This window comes from Sphingomonas koreensis (genome assembly GCF_002797435.1).
GTDB lineage: Bacteria > Pseudomonadota > Alphaproteobacteria > Sphingomonadales > Sphingomonadaceae > Sphingomonas > Sphingomonas koreensis.
The window spans coordinates 647,326-663,373 of record NZ_PGEN01000001.1; the positions used below are offsets into that span (position 1 = coordinate 647,326).

At 66.9% G+C, this 16,048-nt stretch carries 10 protein-coding genes and 1 riboswitch; of the genes, 6 read left to right on the plus strand and 4 right to left on the minus strand.

All coding sequences use genetic code 11. The annotated features are described in order from the left end of the window. Positions 1-13: 13 nt before the first annotated feature. The gene (locus BDW16_RS03050) at positions 14-979 is read left to right on the plus strand and encodes a FecR family protein (RefSeq protein ID WP_066580155.1); all 966 of its coding nucleotides are present in this window, start codon (positions 14-16) and stop codon (positions 977-979) included. Positions 980-1,004: 25 nt separating this feature from the next. Then, positions 1,005-3,455: a TonB-dependent receptor gene (locus BDW16_RS03055; RefSeq protein ID WP_083954372.1), complete on the plus strand. Its 2,451-nt coding sequence runs from the start codon at positions 1,005-1,007 to the stop codon at positions 3,453-3,455. Here BDW16_RS03055 and BDW16_RS03060 read toward each other — a convergent pair. Genes BDW16_RS03060 through BDW16_RS03070 form a run of 3 tightly spaced genes read right to left on the minus strand, consistent with a single transcriptional unit; the run spans position 3,452 to position 8,832 of the window. Continuing rightward, positions 3,452-4,366: an alpha/beta hydrolase gene (locus BDW16_RS03060; protein WP_100362696.1), complete on the minus strand. Its 915-nt coding sequence runs from the start codon at positions 4,364-4,366 to the stop codon at positions 3,452-3,454. The genes BDW16_RS03055 and BDW16_RS03060 overlap by 4 nt on opposite strands. A gap of 6 nt (positions 4,367-4,372) precedes the next feature. After that, the gene (locus tag BDW16_RS03065) at positions 4,373-7,438 is read right to left on the minus strand and encodes a TonB-dependent receptor domain-containing protein (RefSeq protein WP_066580156.1); all 3,066 of its coding nucleotides are present in this window, start codon (positions 7,436-7,438) and stop codon (positions 4,373-4,375) included. A gap of 56 nt (positions 7,439-7,494) precedes the next feature. Then, positions 7,495-8,832 carry a dicarboxylate/amino acid:cation symporter gene (locus tag BDW16_RS03070; RefSeq protein WP_100362697.1) on the minus strand — a complete coding sequence of 446 codons (1,338 nt, stop codon included), beginning with the start codon at positions 8,830-8,832 and terminating at the stop codon, positions 7,495-7,497. A gap of 207 nt (positions 8,833-9,039) precedes the next feature. On the opposite strand from BDW16_RS03070, the gene BDW16_RS03075 reads away from it, so the two are divergent. The 4 genes from BDW16_RS03075 (at position 9,040) to cobO (ending at position 15,162) form a co-directional block, all read left to right on the plus strand. After that, positions 9,040-10,818 (plus strand): sensor histidine kinase, encoded by a 1,779-nt coding sequence (locus BDW16_RS03075; RefSeq protein WP_164519395.1) that lies wholly within the window; start codon positions 9,040-9,042, stop codon positions 10,816-10,818. Continuing rightward, a complete protein-coding gene (locus BDW16_RS03080) occupies positions 10,811-12,151 on the plus strand; it encodes a sigma-54-dependent transcriptional regulator (protein ID WP_066575785.1) in 1,341 nt (446 codons plus the stop codon). Before BDW16_RS03075 ends, BDW16_RS03080 begins: the two co-directional genes overlap by 8 nt. A gap of 67 nt (positions 12,152-12,218) precedes the next feature. Next, a riboswitch (cobalamin riboswitch) is annotated at positions 12,219-12,440 on the plus strand. A gap of 184 nt (positions 12,441-12,624) precedes the next feature. After that, positions 12,625-14,496 (plus strand): TonB-dependent receptor plug domain-containing protein, encoded by a 1,872-nt coding sequence (locus BDW16_RS21235; protein WP_100362698.1) that lies wholly within the window; start codon positions 12,625-12,627, stop codon positions 14,494-14,496. A 57-nt stretch (positions 14,497-14,553) separates the two neighbouring features. Then, on the plus strand, positions 14,554-15,162 hold the full coding sequence (cobO, locus tag BDW16_RS03090; protein WP_066575788.1) for a cob(I)yrinic acid a,c-diamide adenosyltransferase: 609 nt from the start codon (positions 14,554-14,556) through the stop codon (positions 15,160-15,162). Here cobO and BDW16_RS03095 read toward each other — a convergent pair. Continuing rightward, on the minus strand, positions 15,159-15,998 hold the full coding sequence (locus tag BDW16_RS03095) for an ABC transporter substrate-binding protein (protein ID WP_066575791.1): 840 nt from the start codon (positions 15,996-15,998) through the stop codon (positions 15,159-15,161). The two genes, cobO and BDW16_RS03095, sit on opposite strands and share 4 nt — an antisense overlap. Between the last annotated feature and the right edge of the window lie 50 nt (positions 15,999-16,048).

Consider the following 16,048-nt stretch of genomic DNA (forward strand, 5'->3'; position numbering starts at 1 on the left):
TCATGGAAACGATATGACGATGGAATCGAACGCCCTGCCGACACCGGAGATCGCCGAAGCCGCACGCCTGTGGGCGATCCGTGCCGGCGATCCTGGCTTTTCCGACTGGGACGGCTTCACGCAATGGCTGGAAGAATCGCCCACGCATCTGGCCGCCTATGAAGCCGCGCTGGCGCAGGCCGACGAAGCGGCCGAGTTGCTCGCTGCCGAGCCCAGGCCGGCATGGCAGCCGCAACAGGAAACCGGCTACCGGCCGCCGCGCCGCCGCTGGCTCGCCGGTGCCGCGATCGCCGCCGCCGTGGCCGGGGTTACCGGCTGGGGCCTGATCGATCGCGGCCATGCGCCCGAGCAGATCGCGACAGCGCCGGGCGAGCGCCGCGCCATCGAACTCGCCGACGGCTCGCGCATCCTGCTCAACGGCAACACGCGTGTCACGATCGACCGCGATACGCCGCGCCATGTCGAGCTCGCCCAGGGCGAGGCGCTGTTCGAGGTCAAGCATGACGAAGCCAACCCGTTCCTCGTCGTCACCGGCAAGACCCGGCTGCTCGACGCCGGCACGGTCTTCAACGTCATCGCCGAAGAGGGCGCGCTCGACGTCGAGGTGGCCGAGGGCGCGGTGATCTACCAGCCGGGCGCGAACCAGGTGCGGCTCGACGCTGGCGATGGCCTTTCGCGCGCGCGCGCCGATGCGGTGCCGGTTCTGCGCAAGGCCAGTACGCAGAATGTCGGCGGCTGGCGCACCGGCGCGCTCTACTATGACAAAGCGCCGCTCGATCGCGTGGCGCAGGATCTGACCCGCAATCTCGGGCGCTCGGTAACGGTCGAGGGTAGCGGCTTTGCCCCCTATACCGGCGCATTGATGCTCAACGGAAGTGCGGAGGACGTGCTGGCTCGCGCGGCGCCATTGCTGGGCGTGCGGTTCACCGCGCAAGGAAAAGGATGGGTAATGTCGCCTGCCAATGGTTCTCCGCCCTAGCCCCCTTGCTCTGATTCCAATCCTGATGGCGTCTCCTGCGATTGCGCAGGAGCGGACGGCCGACATTCGCCTGCCGGAAATGCGCCTCGACGCTGCCGTCCGCATGCTCAGCCGGCAGTCCGGCGCAAGCATCGGCTTTCGCGATCCGTCATTGGCCAGCGTGCGCGTACGGGCGGTACGCGGCAAGCTGACCGCGAGCGCCGCGCTCGAGCGCGCGTTGCGCGGCACGGGCGCCCGCGCTCGCCAGGTCGCCGCCGCCACCTATCTGATCGAGCGCGCCCCCGCGGCTGCGCGCCCCGCCCCTCGCCCGCTTCCCCCCCGTCCTGCCCCGGTTCCGCCAGCCGAGCCCGAAGAACCGATCGAGGTGGTCGTCACCGCCACCAAGCGTGACGTTCCGCTCGGCGCCTATCCGGGCGGGGTCCAGATCATCTCGGGCGACAGCCTTTCGCCCGCGGACGGCCTGCAGGGCACCGGCGCGATCGAGACACGCATCGCCAGCGTCGTCTCCACTCATCTCGGCCCGGGCCGCAACAAGCTGTTCGTGCGCGGCATCGCCGATTCGAGCTTTGTCGGGCCGACCCAGGCGACGGTCGGTCAATATTGGGGCAACAGCCGCATCACCTACAGCGCGCCCGACCCCAATCTGCGCCTCTACGACGTGCAGAGCATCGAGGTGCTGGAAGGGCCGCAAGGGACGCTCTACGGCGCCGGCTCGCTCGGCGGAGTCGTGCGCATCGTGCCGCGCGCGCCGCTGCTGCATTCGACCGAAGGCGCTGCGTGGGGCGGGATGACCGGCGTCCAGCACGGGCAACCATCGGTCGATGGCGGCGCGATCGTCAACGTTCCGCTGATCGACGACAAGCTCGCCTTTCGCGGCCTGGCCTTCGGATCGGTGGAGGGCGGCTATATCGACGATATCGGCCGCGGCCTGCGCGACGTCAATCGCGTGCACACCTTCGGCGGACGCGGCGCGCTGCGCTTCGATGCCGGCGACGGCTGGCTGGTCGACCTGACCGGGGTCGGCCAGAAGATCCGCGGCGACGACAGCCAATATGCCGAGCGCGGCGCAGGCGATCTGAGGCGGATCAGCAACATCGCCCAACCGTTCCGCAGCGACTATTGGCTCGCCGACCTGGTCGTCCGCAAGCGCTGGGACGATCTCGAGCTCACCACGTCGCTCGGCTATGCCCGGCAATATGTCTTCGAGATGTTCGAGGGGCAGGCGCTGAGCGATGTCGGGATGCCAGACGCACAGCCGAACGCGGATGCGCCCGGCACCGGCTATTCGCAGGCCAACCGTATTTCGATGCTGACCTTCGAGACGCGCCTCGCCCGGCGCGGCCCGGACGGGACCGGCTGGCTGCTGGCGGCGAGCCTGTTGCGCAACAATGCGCGTGTCGAGCGGCGCATGGATATCGCGCCGACGCTCGCCCCCTCGGTTCCGATCGGGACCATCCAGAGCAACTCGGCCGCAGCGACGCGCGACTATGTCTGGTCGATGGCCGTGTTCCAGCCGATGACCGGGGTGACCAACAAGGTCAACGAAGCGACGCTCTATGGCGAAGTGACGATCGAGCCGATGCCGCGGCTGACGCTCACCCTTGGATCGCGCCTGACCCATGCCAGCCTCTCCGGGCGGTCAGAAGACGTGCTCGAGACGCTCGCCTATCGCAAGGACCCCGGCGCGCGCGCGAGCCGCAGCGAAACCCGGCTCCTTCCCTCCGCGGCGCTTGCCTGGCGGCCGGACGACCGGCTGACTCTGTTCGCGCGCCTGCAGCAGGGGTTCCGTCCCGGCGGTATCGCGGTGCGGCAGGATTATGTGCAGCGGTTCGAAGGCGATCGCGTGACAACGCTGGAAGCGGGCAGCCGCTATATCGGCGACCGGTTCGACCTGGCGGTGAGCGGATCCTGGACCAACTGGAAGCATATCCAGGCCGACCTGATCGACGGCTTCGGCTTTCCCACCACGGCGAATATCGGCGATGGCGAGGTGTTCTCGCTGGGCGTCGCGGGCCGCTGGCGCCCGATCCCGGGGCTCGAGATCGACGCGTCCGTCTATCTCAACGACAGCAGCGTCACTCGCCGCGACGTGATCCTGCTGCCGATCGATCCATCGGGAATCCCGGCGGACCGGCTTCCCAACGTCGCTGACGCCACCGGGCGGATCGGCTTCTCCTACACCACCGAGCTGACGTCGGGGGACTCGTTCAAGCTGGACGGCCACGCCCGCTATGTCGGGCAATCGACCCTGGGTGTGGGACCGATCCTCGAAAAGCTGCAGGGCGACTATCTCGATACCGGGCTGGAGGCGCGGATCGGAAACGAGCGGCGCGGGATCAGCCTGACGCTGACCAACCTGCTCGATTCACGCGGCAATCGCTTCGCGCTCGGCTCTCCGTTCCTGATCCGCGATCGCGATCAGATCACCCCGCTGCGCCCGCGCAGCGTCCGGATCGGATTCGACTGGAACTTCTAGCGGGGGGCAAGCCAGCCATGACGGCCGGCCCAGCTGCGGAACAGTTCTGGCCATGCGGCGACCGCGCTGCCCGGTTTCCCAAGGCCGAAGCTGTGACCGCCGGTCTCGAACAGGTGCAGTTCCACCGGTCGCCTGGCCGCCAGCATCGCGGCGTGGAGCCGCAGGCTGTGTTCCGGCGCGGCGATGGGATCGTCGGCGGCATGGGCGAGGAAGATCGGCGGAGTTGCGGCGCTGACATTCGCCTCGACCGAAAAGGCGTCACGGAAGTTGTGCAACCCCCGCAATTCGCGAAAGGTGCGGGTGGTATCGATCGGCGCGCGCATCGACACCACCGGATAGATCAGCGCCGCGAAGTCCGGCACCGCGCTGACCTGATCGACGGCGTCGCCCGCCGGGTAGAAATCATCGCCCCCACGCGTTGCCAGCGTCCCGGCAAGATGCCCGCCTGCCGAGAAGCCGAGCACGCCGATCCGCTTCGGATCGATCCCCAATGTCCTCCAGTTGCCGCGCAGCAGCCGCATCGCGCGCTGCCCGTCCTGGAATGGCGCGTCGGCGTTCCAGCCGTCGCCCGGCAGGCGATAGTAGAGGACGAAGGCGGTGATGCCCTGCCCCGCCAGCCACTGCGCGGTCGGCATCGCGGCGCTGCCGATCTGGATGCGGAAATAGCCGCCCCCGCCGATCACCAGCACCGCCGCGCCGTTGGGCTTTTTCGGCCGCACCATCACCATGCGCGGCACGGTGACGTTGGAGACCGATCCGGTCGCCGATCCCTCGCTCCCGATCTTTTCCGGCCCCGCGGGCCCGCCGCTGCCCGGGATCGCGCCGGGCCACAGGGTGATCACCTCCCCGCCCTGCGCGGCAGCCGGAACCGCGAGGAAGAGCAGGACGAAAGCGGCGAGCCAGCGCATCATGTCCCCTCAGAACTTCTTGCCGATCGAGGCGTAGATGTAGCGGCCATAGGGCACGTAGAGCGAGCCCAGATAGCCGTCGGCGGTGATCGGCGGCTGGGTATCGAAGATGTTTCGCGCACCGATGCGGAAGCGCGTATCCTCGAGCGGACCCTTACGGACGCGATACTGGGCATAGAGGTTGAAGAACGCCTTGCCCTCGAGCGGATAGGGATTGCCCTGCGCGTCGAGGAAGTTGGTGTCGTAGACCTTGCCGATATAGTTGCCGAACGCGCCGATCTGGAAGCCCTTGTGGCTCCAGGTGAGCGATCCGGTGAGCCGCCATTTGGGCTTGCCGCGCTCCTCGAGCAGGTCGGTGGCATCGGTGAGCGGAGTTGCTGCATTGATCTGGCCCGCATTGCGCGCGTCGAACAGCGCCTGCACCGCGGGTGGAGTATCGCGAGAGAATTTGGTCAGCCGCGCCGCGTTGATCGCGACGTCGAACCGGCCGATGCCGGTGCGGACATTGTAGAGCAGCGCCAGGTCGATGCCCTGCACGGTCTGGGGCAGCAGGTTGACGAACTGGTCGTTGATGCGAGTCACCGCGCCCGCCGGGGTCAGGTTGGTGCCGGCGAATACCGGCGTGTCGTCGGCGGACGGGGCCGATCGGATCACGTTCGGGTTGCTCGATCCCTGAAGCCGCAACAGATAGTCGAGTACCAGCGCGTTCTGTGCGCCGAATTGGCCGACGATGCCGGTCTGCTGGATCGACCAGAAATCGGCGGTCAGCGTCAGGCGGCCATATTCGGACGGGATGAACTTGGGTTCGATCACCGTACCGACCGTCCAGTTGGTGCTTTCTTCGGGCTTCAGGTCGGGGTTGCCGCTGATGAAGATCGAATAGCTGATCCCGCGGCTGCACGCCGAATAGTTGGCGATCCGGCCGGCGCGCAGATCGGCCTCGCACCGGAAATAGTCGGTGTTGGAGTTGAGGCGCGAATAGGCGACGGTCTTGGTCTGCTCGAGGTTTGGCGCGCGGAAGCCCTGCGACCACGAACCGCGCAGGCGCACCCCGTCGATAATGTCCCAGGCCGCGGCGATCTTGGGCTTGGCGACCGATCCGAAGTCCGAATATTCCTCGAACCGCCCGGCGAGCTGCAGGTCGAGCCGGTGGATCAGCGGAATGTTCATCTCGGGCGAGACGACCGGCACGGCCAGCTCGGCAAAGGCCGAGAAGACGGTACGGCTGCCGCGCACCGAGGGAGTCGGGCTGACCGCGGCGACGTTGGACAGGTTGGTCTCGCCGGTCACCATGTCGGTGAAGGTGATGGTGCCGTTGAGGCGCGGGTCGCGGATATCCTGCTGGGTCTCGCGCCGCCCCTCGATGCCAAGCGCGATGCCGAGGCCGCCCGCGGGCAGATCGAACAGATTGGCGTTGGAGAGCTTGAAATCGCCGAGCAGCAGGCTGGTCTTCGACTTGCGGACGAGGTTGAAGCTGAACGAGTCGATCGTCGCCTGGCTCGCGGGCGAACAATCGCCGAGCGACGGGGTTGCGGAGCAGCCGCCGCTGAACGGGTTGTAGGCGTCCGGCGTCGAGAGCGCGAGGTTGCGCTGGAGCAGGGTCATGTCGATCGCGTTGGAGCTGTCGCGCGACTGCGCCTCCGAATAGAGGACCGCCGTATCGTAGTCGAACGTTCCGATCTTGCCGCGCGCGCCGAGCAGGAAGCGCGACTGCCAATTCTCGACATTCACCACCTGATTGCCGGCATCGACGAAGCGGTAGGTGGACAGGCGCACCGGCAGGCCGGCAGCGGGCACGTTGGTAAGGCCCGGAATGCGATTGGGGTTGGCCTGGCCGTTGGCGAACGTGGTGGGACCGAACGGGTTCCAGTAATTGCTCGCCGGGATGACGATCGCGTTTAGGTTGATCGTCGGCGGCTGGATGCGTTGGGTATCGGCGAGATAATAGCCGAGTTCGGTATAGAGCTCGACGGCGTCGCTCAGCTCGTAGCGGCCGGTGAAGAAGGCGTTGTAGCGGTTGAACGACGGGGTGACGGTGGTGCCGGGGCGCGTGTCGAACCGCTCGCTGCGCAGGGTTGAAGCGGTCGCGCGGGTGCCGCTGCCATAGCAGACGTTCGAATTGATCGTGACGAGACAGCCGGGGTTGAGCGCCGACTGGGTGTGGAACGCGCCGGCCGATGAGGTCAGCGCCTGATTGCCCGGGCTGCGGCGGATCGTACCGGGACCGCCGACGACAGCTAGGTTCGCCCAGGGGCTCTGCGTCGCGCGGCCGTCGGCGGCAAGGTTGCCGGCATAGGCAGGGTCATCCGCGAAATAGGACAGGAGGTTGTCGGTCGCGGTGTAGGGCTGATCTTCGGCGAGCTGCGCGGTGCGGCGGACATAGTTGAAGAACAGCGAGAAATTGCCGCGGCCCTCGTCGAAATTGTGGCCGACCATCGCCGTGCCTTCGAACTCCTTGCGGTGGGTGCCCTCGGCGAAACCGTAGCGGAAGTTGAGCTCGGCGCCGTCATAATCGCCGCGCGTGACGGTGTTGACCACGCCTGCGACCGCGTCCGATCCATAGATCGCCGACGCGCCGTCGCGCAGGATCTCGAGCCGCTCGAGCCCGGCGACGGGCAGCGCGTTGGAGTTGTAGCCGAGCACCGGCACGTTGCCGTCGCCCGCCTGACTGGTCGGGTGGTTCACCAGACGGCGGCCGTTGAGCAGGGTCAGCGTGTTGCCGACACCCAGGTTGCGCAGGTTGATCGAGTTGACGTCGCCGCGCGCGGCATTGCTGGTCTGCGGATTGTTGGCTTCGTTGAAGGTCACGTCGCCCGCCTGGGGGATCGATCGGATCAGGTCGTCGCCGGACAGCGCGCCGGTCGCATCGATCTGGTTGCGATCGACAACCGACACCGGCAGCGCGGTGGTGATGTCCTTGCCCTTGATCTGGGTGCCGACCACGACGACCTCGGCGGGCGGGGCTTCTTCGGCGGCAGTGTCGGCCTGCGAGGCTTGCTGGGCATAGGCCGGCAGCGCCAGCGCGATCAGCGCGGTCCCGGCGGCCAAGGTGCGGAGCCTGTTGCGGTCAGTCATTTCTTCTCTCCCTTGCCGGAAGGCGGATCGTCGCCCGCTCTTCCTGATGTCGTGGTCTAGTCCATGTCGCTTTCGGTGGCCGGTCGTGCGGCGCCTGGGGCAGTAGGCGCATTGAGGGCGTGGTGGAGTGCGGCGGTGTCGAGGGCGTTGTCCCAACGGGCGACGACGATGGTGGCGACGGCGTTGCCGATGAAGTTGGTGAGGCTGCGGCATTCGGACATGAACCGGTCGATGCCCAGGATCAGCGCCATGCCCGCGACCGGCACGTCGGGCACGATCGACAGCGTCGCGGCCAGCGTGATGAACCCTGCCCCCGTCACCCCCGCCGCGCCCTTGGACGAGATCATCGCGATCGCCAGCAGCGCGATCTGGTCGCCCAGGCTCAGATCGACATTGCACGCCTGCGCGATGAACAGCGCCGCCAGCGTCATGTAGATGTTGGTGCCGTCGAGGTTGAACGAATAGCCCGTCGGCACGACCAGGCCGACCACCGGCTTGGCGCAACCCGCCCGCTCCATCTTGTCCATCAGGCTCGGCAGCGCGCTTTCGGACGAGGAGGTGCCCAGCACCAGCAGCAGCTCGGCACGCAGATAGCGGATCAGCTTGAAGATCGAGAAACCGGCGAGCTTTGCGACCACGCCCAGCACCACCACCACGAAGATCGCCGAGGTGAGGTAGAAGGTCGCCACCAGCCCCGCCAGGTTGGCGAGCGATTCGATGCCGTACTTGCCGATGGTGAAGGCCATCGCCCCGAACGCCCCCACCGGCGCCGCGCGCATCAGGATGCCGACCAGCTTGAACACGACAAGGCCCGTCTTCTCGAGCAGGTCGCGCACCGGCGCCGCCGGCTCGCCCACCATCGACAGCGCGATCCCGAACAGGATCGATACCAGCAGCACCTGGAGCAGCGACTCCCCGGTCAGCGCCGACACCAGCGTCGTCGGGATGATCGCCATCAGGAAGCCGACGATCGAGCTGTCATGCGCCTTGGCGACATAATCCTTGACCGCCCCGGTATCGAGGCTGGCCGGATCGACGTTCATCCCAGCGCCCGGCTGAACCGTGTTGGCGACGATCAGACCGACCACCAGCGCCAGCGTCGAGAAGAACAGGAAGTACGCAAATGCCTTGCCCGCGACCCGGCCCACCGACTTGAGCTCGGTCATCCCCGCGATCCCGGTCACCAGCGTCAGGAAGATCACCGGCGCGATGATCATCTTCACCAGCTTGATGAACGCATCGCCCAAAGGCTTCAGCGAGGCACCCGCATCCGGCCAGAAATAGCCCACGCTCACACCCGCAGCGATCGCCACCAGCACCTGCACGTACAGCTGCCCGTACCACGCCCCACGACGCCGCTGCGGCTCACTCGCATAATCCAGTGCAATCGCCATTCAGATCCTCCCATCGCGCCTTTCCGGCGTCGATTCTGGGCTGCGTTCAGCAGCTGCATCGTTATCATCCGGCGATCGCGCAAAACCCAAAATCAAAGCCAAGTCATTGATTTGCATGAAACAACAGTCCGTCAGCGCCTGCAATTCCGTGCAAGAATACGCACATGGGAATCGCAGAATGTGTGATATTCCGCACAAATGAAGAGCGTGACCCGATCGACCCGGAGTCTCGTACTGCTGGCCGCCGCCGGTGCAGTGCTGCTCGCGCTGATCACGATCCTTGCCTTCCGCGTCGCGCAGCAGCAGGCGGTGTCCGCAACCGACCGCGCCGCGGCGCAGCTGGCGCGCGACAATGCCGGCCTGTTCGCGAGCGAGCTTCAGAAGTTCCGGCTGCTCCCGCTGGTGCTCGCCGAATATCCCGATGTACGCGCGATGCTGGAAACGCGCGACACCGCCGTGGCCGAGCGGATCAATGCGCGGCTCGAGCTACTTGCGCAGCGTACCGACGCCGCGGCGATCTATGTGCTGACCGCGCAGGGCCGCGCCATCGCCGCGAGCAACTACCGCCTCCCCGCGAGCTTCGTCGGGCAGGATTATGGCTTCCGTCCCTATTTCCAGGGTGCGGTCCGCGATGGCGGTGCGGAGCTGTTCGCGCTCGGCACGGTGAGCGGGCGGCCCGGCCTCTATCTCGCCCGACGCATCGGGGATGCGGCACGCCCGCTCGGGGTGATCGTCGTCAAGATCGAGTTCGAAGCGATGCAGGCCGCCTGGGCGCGTCAGCAGGGCAGGACCCTGGTCACCGATCCGCATGGCGTGGTGATCGTGACCAGCGAGCCGCGCTGGCGTTTCGGCACGATCGGTCGACTCGGCGCAGACGACCGGGCCGCGATCCGCGCGACGCGCCAATATGGCAGCCTCCCGCTCGATCCGCTGCCGCTCACGATCGACGGGGCTGATGCACGGATGGGCGGCGAGACGCCGGGCAACCGCCTCGCCACCATGCAAATCCCGCTCGCCGGCGCGCAGATGCGCGTCCTCTACCCGCTCGATCCGGCGATGCGCAGCGCCAATGCCAATGCCCGGCTCGTTTCGCTGGGTGCGCTGTTCGCCATCGCGGGTGCGCTGCTGCTGCTGTGGCGCGCACGCGAGCGCCGTCTGATCCAGATCGCCGCACAGCGCGCGCTGGAAGGCCAGGTCGCCGAGCGCACCGCAGAACTGCGCGAAACCAATGCCCAGCTGGTCGCCGAGAGCAGCGAACGCGCGCTTGCCGACCAACGCTATCGCGCCGCGCGTGAGGAGCTGGCGCAGGCCAACCGGCTCGGATCGCTGGGGCAGATCACCGCAGGCGTCGCGCATGAGATCAACCAGCCGGTCGCCGCGATCCGCAGCTTCGCCGAGAATGCACAGGGTTTCCTCGCCCGCGGCGACAGCGGCCGCGCGGACGAGAATCTGGGGCGGATCGTCGATCTGACCCAGCGGATCGGCACGATCACCGCCGAATTGCGCAATTTCGCGCGGCGGCGCACCCCTGAAACCGGCGCAGTCGATGTCGATGCGGTCATCGAATCGACGCTGCTGCTGATCGGCGACCGGGTCCGCGCGCAGGGCGTGGTCCTCGAACGCACCGGCCCCGCAGGGCTGCATGTCACCGCCGACCGCGTACGGCTGGAACAGATTCTCATCAACCTGATCCAGAACGCACTCGACGCGCTTGCCGGGCAGAAGGCGCCCGTCATCCGCATCGTCACCGCCCGCACCGATGCCCGGATCATGATCGAGGTTGCCGACAATGGCCTCGGCGTCGCGCCGGAGCTTGCCGGTGAGCTGTTCATGCCGTTCGTTACCGGTCGCGCCGAAGGCCTTGGCCTCGGCCTCCCGATCGCCCGCAACATCGCGCGCGAATTCGGCGGCGAGCTGAGCCCCATCCCCTCCCCGCTCGGCGGCGCCGCCTTCCGCCTCGAGCTGCCGGAGGCGGGACATGGCTGAACCGGCCCTTCTCTTCGTCGATGACGATGCCGCGCTGCGCGAGGCGAATGTACAGACGCTGGAGCTGGCCGGGCTCGCGGTGCGGCCCTTCGCCAGTGCTCAGGCGGCGCTCGGCGCGATCACCCCGGACTTTGCGGGCGCCGTGATCACCGACATCCGGATGCCGGGGATGGACGGTATGCAGTTCTTCGAGCGTATCCGCGCGATCGATCCCGAAATCCCGGTGATCCTCATTACCGGGCACGGGGATGTGCCGATGGCGGTGCGCGCGTTGCAGGACGGCGCGTTCGATTTCCTCGCCAAACCCTTTGCCGCCGGACACCTCGCCGCGTCCGCAAGCAAGGCGTTGGCGGCGCGCGGACTGGTGCTCGACAACCGCAGGCTGCGCGCGGACACCGCGACGCGGACCGAAAGCCCGTTGATCGGCGACAGCCCGGCGATGGTTCGCCTGCGCGAGACGATCGCGCAGGTCGCGCGCGCCGATATCGATGTGCTGATCGAAGGAGAGACCGGGACCGGCAAGGAACTGGTAGCGGCGATGCTGCATCGCGGATCTCCGCGCAGCGCTCGCCCGTTCGTCGCGGTCAGCTGCGCCGCGCTGCCCGAGGCGCATGCCGAGATCGAACTGCTCGGCCACGCCGCCGATGCGGTGCCGGGCGCCCGCTTCGCCCGCACCGGCCGGATCGAGGCGTCCAGCCGAGGAACGCTGTTCCTCGACGATATCGACGGGATGCCGCTGGCTGTGCAGTCGCGGTTGCTGCGCGTGATCGAGGAGCGCGAGGTTCTTCCGCTTGGCGAGGAACGTCCCATCCCGCTCGATCTGCGCGTGATCGCGTCGGTGAAGCCGGGGCTCGACGCGCTGATCGAACGGGGCGAGTTCCGCCGCGACCTCTATTTCCGCCTCAACGTCGTGCGCCTGTCGCTCCCGCCGCTGCGCGAGCGCCGCGCCGATATCCCCCTGCTGTTCGCCGCGTTCGTGCAGGAGGCGAGCGCGCAGGCAGGGCGCAGCGATTTCCGGATCACCGACACGATCCGCCGTCACCTGATCGGGCATGACTGGCCGGGCAATGTGCGCGAACTGCGCAATTTCGCGTTCAGTGCGGCGCTGGGCCTGACCGAACCCGGGATCTGGGAAAGCGAGGCGCAGGAAGGGCTGGTCCAGCGCGTCCGCAGCTATGAGGAGATGCTGCTGCGCGAGGCGCTGCAGGCCGCGAACGGACGGGTCGATCGCGCACTCCAGCTGCTCCGGCTCCCGCGCAAGACGCTGTACGACAAGATGAAGCGCGCGGGGATCACCCCCGCCGACTTCCGGCTGCCGAAAGGCGGCCGTTGAAACTCCCCGTTGGCTTTCGCTGCGATTGAGCGTAGGGGCGCCCGCGGATGCCGGGAGAAATCCGGTCGTCCGTTTGATCGCGCCGGTGCCCCGAAAGGGGCTTCAATGGGAATGCGGTGCGGATGGGTCTTCCATCCAAGTCCGCGGCTGTCCCTGCAACTGTAAGCGGTGAGCGAGATGCGCTGGCCTCCCTTTCGAGGAGGCGGCCACTGGATCTTCGGGTCCGGGAAGGCCGTGCATCGAGCGATGACCCGTGAGCCAGGAGACCTGCCGGCGTGGGTCGCTCTTGCCATGGTCCAGGGAATGGCCAGGGCACGGTTTCTCTCCGTCTGAGCGACGAACCATGCGGCCGGGGCCGCACGGTCACGCTTGTGCGGGTGCCTCCAGCGTCCGCCCGCACGCGCGTGCCGGCCGTTCGTTGACGCGATCCGGCAGGTCCCGCCTTCCAGTTGCTCGACGCGGGGGGATTTGATGTGAAGTATCGTTATTTGACCGTCCTGCTGGCCAGCGCCGCCGCGATGCCGGCGTTCGCGCAGGACCAGGCGCCCGCCGACGACGTCGTCGTCAGCGCCAGCCGCGTGCCGCTCAAGCCGAGCGAAATCGGCAGCGCCGTCTCGGTCATCACCGCGGAGGATCTGCAGCGCGACCAGATCACCTTCGTCAAGGATGTCTTCCAGGATCTGGCCGGCATCCAGATCACCTCCGACCGCCCCGGCGACCTCACCAGCGTGAGCATCCGCGGCTCGGACAACGATCAGGTGCTGTATCTGATCGACGGCATCGAGCTGGGCGACCCCAGCTCGACCAGCACGCAGTATCAGTCGGATCACCTGACCACCGCCGACATCGCGCGGATCGAGGTGCTGCGCGGCAACCAGAGCTCGCTCTACGGGTCCGACGCGATCGGCGGCGTGGTCAACATCATCACCAAGCGCGCCACGGACGAAGGCATCCTGGTCAATGCTCAGGGCGAATATGGATCGTACGACACGCTCAACGGCGCGGCGTCGATCATCGGCAAGCAGGGCGCGCTCGACTTCCGCCTGACCGCCAGCGGCTACAAGCACAACGGTCCCTCGCTGGCCGATCCGGCGACCGGCACCTCGGTCGAGGAAGACGAATATTGGCGTTACGGCTTCAGCGGCCGTGTCGGCCTTGCCGCAACCTCGAATATCGACCTGCAGCTGATCGGCTTCTGGCAGGATTCGCACTCCGATCTCGACAACGGCAATTCCGACAACAGCGACACGGTGCGCAAGAAGGAATGGGCCTATGCGGGCCAGGCAAGCTACCGCAGCGACGACAATGCGTGGCGCGCCAGCGCGACGGCGAGCCGCTATGTCGCCCAGCGCCGTTATTTCGGCACCTGGAACCGTGCCGATGGCGACCTGTACGAAGGCACGAAGGACGTGCTCGCGGCCAATGTCAGCTATGACAAGGGCGGCATCTTCGGCGTCTCGGTCGGCGCCAATTACGAGGAAGAATATACCGACCAGCTGACCAGCTTCTCGGGCGCGTTCGACGCCAAGATCACCACCAAGGCGGCTTTTGCCGAACTGGTGCTGCGTCCGGCACGCGGGCTGACCATCACCGGCGCGGCGCGCATCGACGACAATAGCCGTTTCGGCAGCTTCGACACCTATCGTGTCACCGGCGCCTATGTCCTCGAAAACCTCATCGGTGGCGGCGACGTCAAGCTGCGCGCGAGCTATGGCACGGGCGCCAAGGCACCCGGCCTCTATCAGCTGTTCGATCCGGTCTATGGCTATTGGGGCCTTCAGGTCGAAACCAGCGAGGGCGGCGATGTCGGCATCGATGTGAACTTCGGCTCGGCGTTCAGCACGCAGGTCTCGTACTTCTTCGCAAAGACCAGCAACGAGATCGCCTATGATTGCGCCAATCCAAAGCCCGGTTGCTATATCAACCTGGGCAAGACGCGGAAGTCGGGCGTCGAGATCGCGTTCGAGTTGCGCCCGGCCGACTGGCTGTCGTTCCGTCAGAGCCTCACTTATCTCGAGGCGGATCAGCTGACGAACCCGGCGACCAGCATATGGGTAAGCCTGCGCCGCCCCGAATTCGCTGGCAGCACCTCGGTCACGGTCAAGCCGGTCGAGCAGCTTTCGGTCACCGCGCGCCTGCGCCATCGCGACCGCAACGCGTCGAGCAGCTTCTCGCCCGCGACCAAGGGCTATGAGGTGGTCGACCTGCTCGCGTCGTTCGGGATTACCGACAATATCGAGGTCTATGGCCGCGTCACCAACCTGTTCGACAAGCAGTATCAGATGGCCTTCGGCAAGAATGCCCTCGGCCGCAGCGCCTATGGCGGTATCCGCCTGACCTTCTGATCCGTTCCGGGGAGGCGGCCTGGGCCGCCTCCCCTTTCTCATTTTCGGAGACACGCGATGAAGCCCCGGACCGACGCCGAGCACAATGAACGGATGAAGAAGATCCAGGCGGCTCAGGCCAAGAAGATCGCGACCAAGACGGTCGAGAAGGGCCTGCTGATCGTCCACACCGGCAACGGCAAGGGCAAGTCCTCCTCCGCCTTCGGCATGGCTGCGCGCTCGATCGGCCATGGGATGAAGGTCGGCATCGTGCAGTTCGTGAAGGGCACGATCGACACCGGCGAGAAACGCTTCTTCGACCGCTTCCCGGACGAGATCGAGTTCAAGCGGATGGGCGAAGGCTTCACCTGGGACACGCAGGACCGCGCCCGGGATATCGCCGCGGCGCGCGCCGGCTGGGAAGAGGTCAAGCGGATGATCGCCGACCCCGCCTATGCGCTGGTGATCGCCGACGAGCTCAACATCGTGCTGCGCTACGACTATCTGCCGGTCGAGGAGGTGCTGGAAGCAGTCACCGCCCGTGCCGAGATGAAGCATGTCATCATCACCGGCCGCAACGCGCCTCAGGCGCTGATCGACGCCGCCGACCTGGTCACCGAGATGACCGAGGTGAAGCACCCCTTCCGCACGCAGAATGTCCGCGCCCAGAAGGGCATCGAATTCTAGTGTTTGCGGCTGGCCTGCTGAACGATGCCGCGCGCGGCCAGCACATAGGCGGGGCTGCCGCACACCGTCCACGCCTGGGGGATCGAGATGCGCGGGATAGTGCGCAGTGCGGGGTGGTGAAGCATTTCCGTCCCCTGATCGGTGATCCGGTCGGTCGCGCTTTCGACGATCAGGAAATCGGGGCGCGCCGCTACCATCTCCTCCAGGCTGATCTGCGAGAGCGGCGGCTTGCCGAGCTTCGCTGCGAGATTGACGAGCCCGGTGCGCGTCATCAGGTCGTCGATCAGCGTTTCGGTGCCGGTCATGAAACCGCGGCGCTGGTAATAGGCCGCGACCTTGCCGCCCTTGAGCTTGCCGATCTTCGCGAGGTCCGCCTCCATGCGCCGGATCAGCGCCTCGCCGCGCGCCGGATGGCCGACCGCCGCGGCAACGGTGCGGATCTGTTCGAGGATCGTGAGATAGCTTTCGGCATAGCCCAGATCGATCGTCCGGTATTTCTCCGGACCCAGCGGGCGCAGCATCGGATGCCGGCTGGCAGGCATGCCGATGATCAGGTCGGGCCGCAGCGCGAACAACTGCTCCGACGATTCCTTGAGCAGCGTGATGCCCTGCGCATGCGCCGCGGCGGCCGACATCTCGGTGTCGCGCGCATTCTTGGTGAGCCCGGCGATCTGCGACCGGTCCGCCAGCGCGAGCAGCAGCTGATCGGTGCAGAGGTTGAGCGAAACGATCCGCTGTGGTCGAACGGGCGTAGCCGCCGGCTGCGGCACGGCGGGCGCCGCGGACGCTCCAAGCGCGAACAGGGAAATGGCTGCAAGATGGAGAAGACGCCGCATGATGTTGCTCCTAACCCGGTTGGCGAACCGGGCAAGCGGTTCGTGACGCG

What these genes read in the sequence shown, in the direction of transcription:
- BDW16_RS03050 (WP_066580155.1), top strand. Translation starts at nt 14, where the DNA reads ATGACGATGGAATCGAACGCCCTGCCGACACCGGAGATCGCCGAAGCC.
- BDW16_RS03055 (WP_083954372.1), top strand. Translation starts at nt 1,005, where the DNA reads ATGGCGTCTCCTGCGATTGCGCAGGAGCGGACGGCCGACATTCGCCTG.
- BDW16_RS03060 (WP_100362696.1), bottom strand. Translation starts at nt 4,366, where the DNA reads ATGATGCGCTGGCTCGCCGCTTTCGTCCTGCTCTTCCTCGCGGTTCCG.
- BDW16_RS03065 (WP_066580156.1), bottom strand. Translation starts at nt 7,438, where the DNA reads ATGACTGACCGCAACAGGCTCCGCACCTTGGCCGCCGGGACCGCGCTG.
- BDW16_RS03070 (WP_100362697.1), bottom strand. Translation starts at nt 8,832, where the DNA reads ATGGCGATTGCACTGGATTATGCGAGTGAGCCGCAGCGGCGTCGTGGG.
- BDW16_RS03080 (WP_066575785.1), top strand. Translation starts at nt 10,811, where the DNA reads ATGGCTGAACCGGCCCTTCTCTTCGTCGATGACGATGCCGCGCTGCGC.
- cobO (WP_066575788.1), top strand. Translation starts at nt 14,554, where the DNA reads ATGAAGCCCCGGACCGACGCCGAGCACAATGAACGGATGAAGAAGATC.
- BDW16_RS03095 (WP_066575791.1), bottom strand. Translation starts at nt 15,998, where the DNA reads ATGCGGCGTCTTCTCCATCTTGCAGCCATTTCCCTGTTCGCGCTTGGA.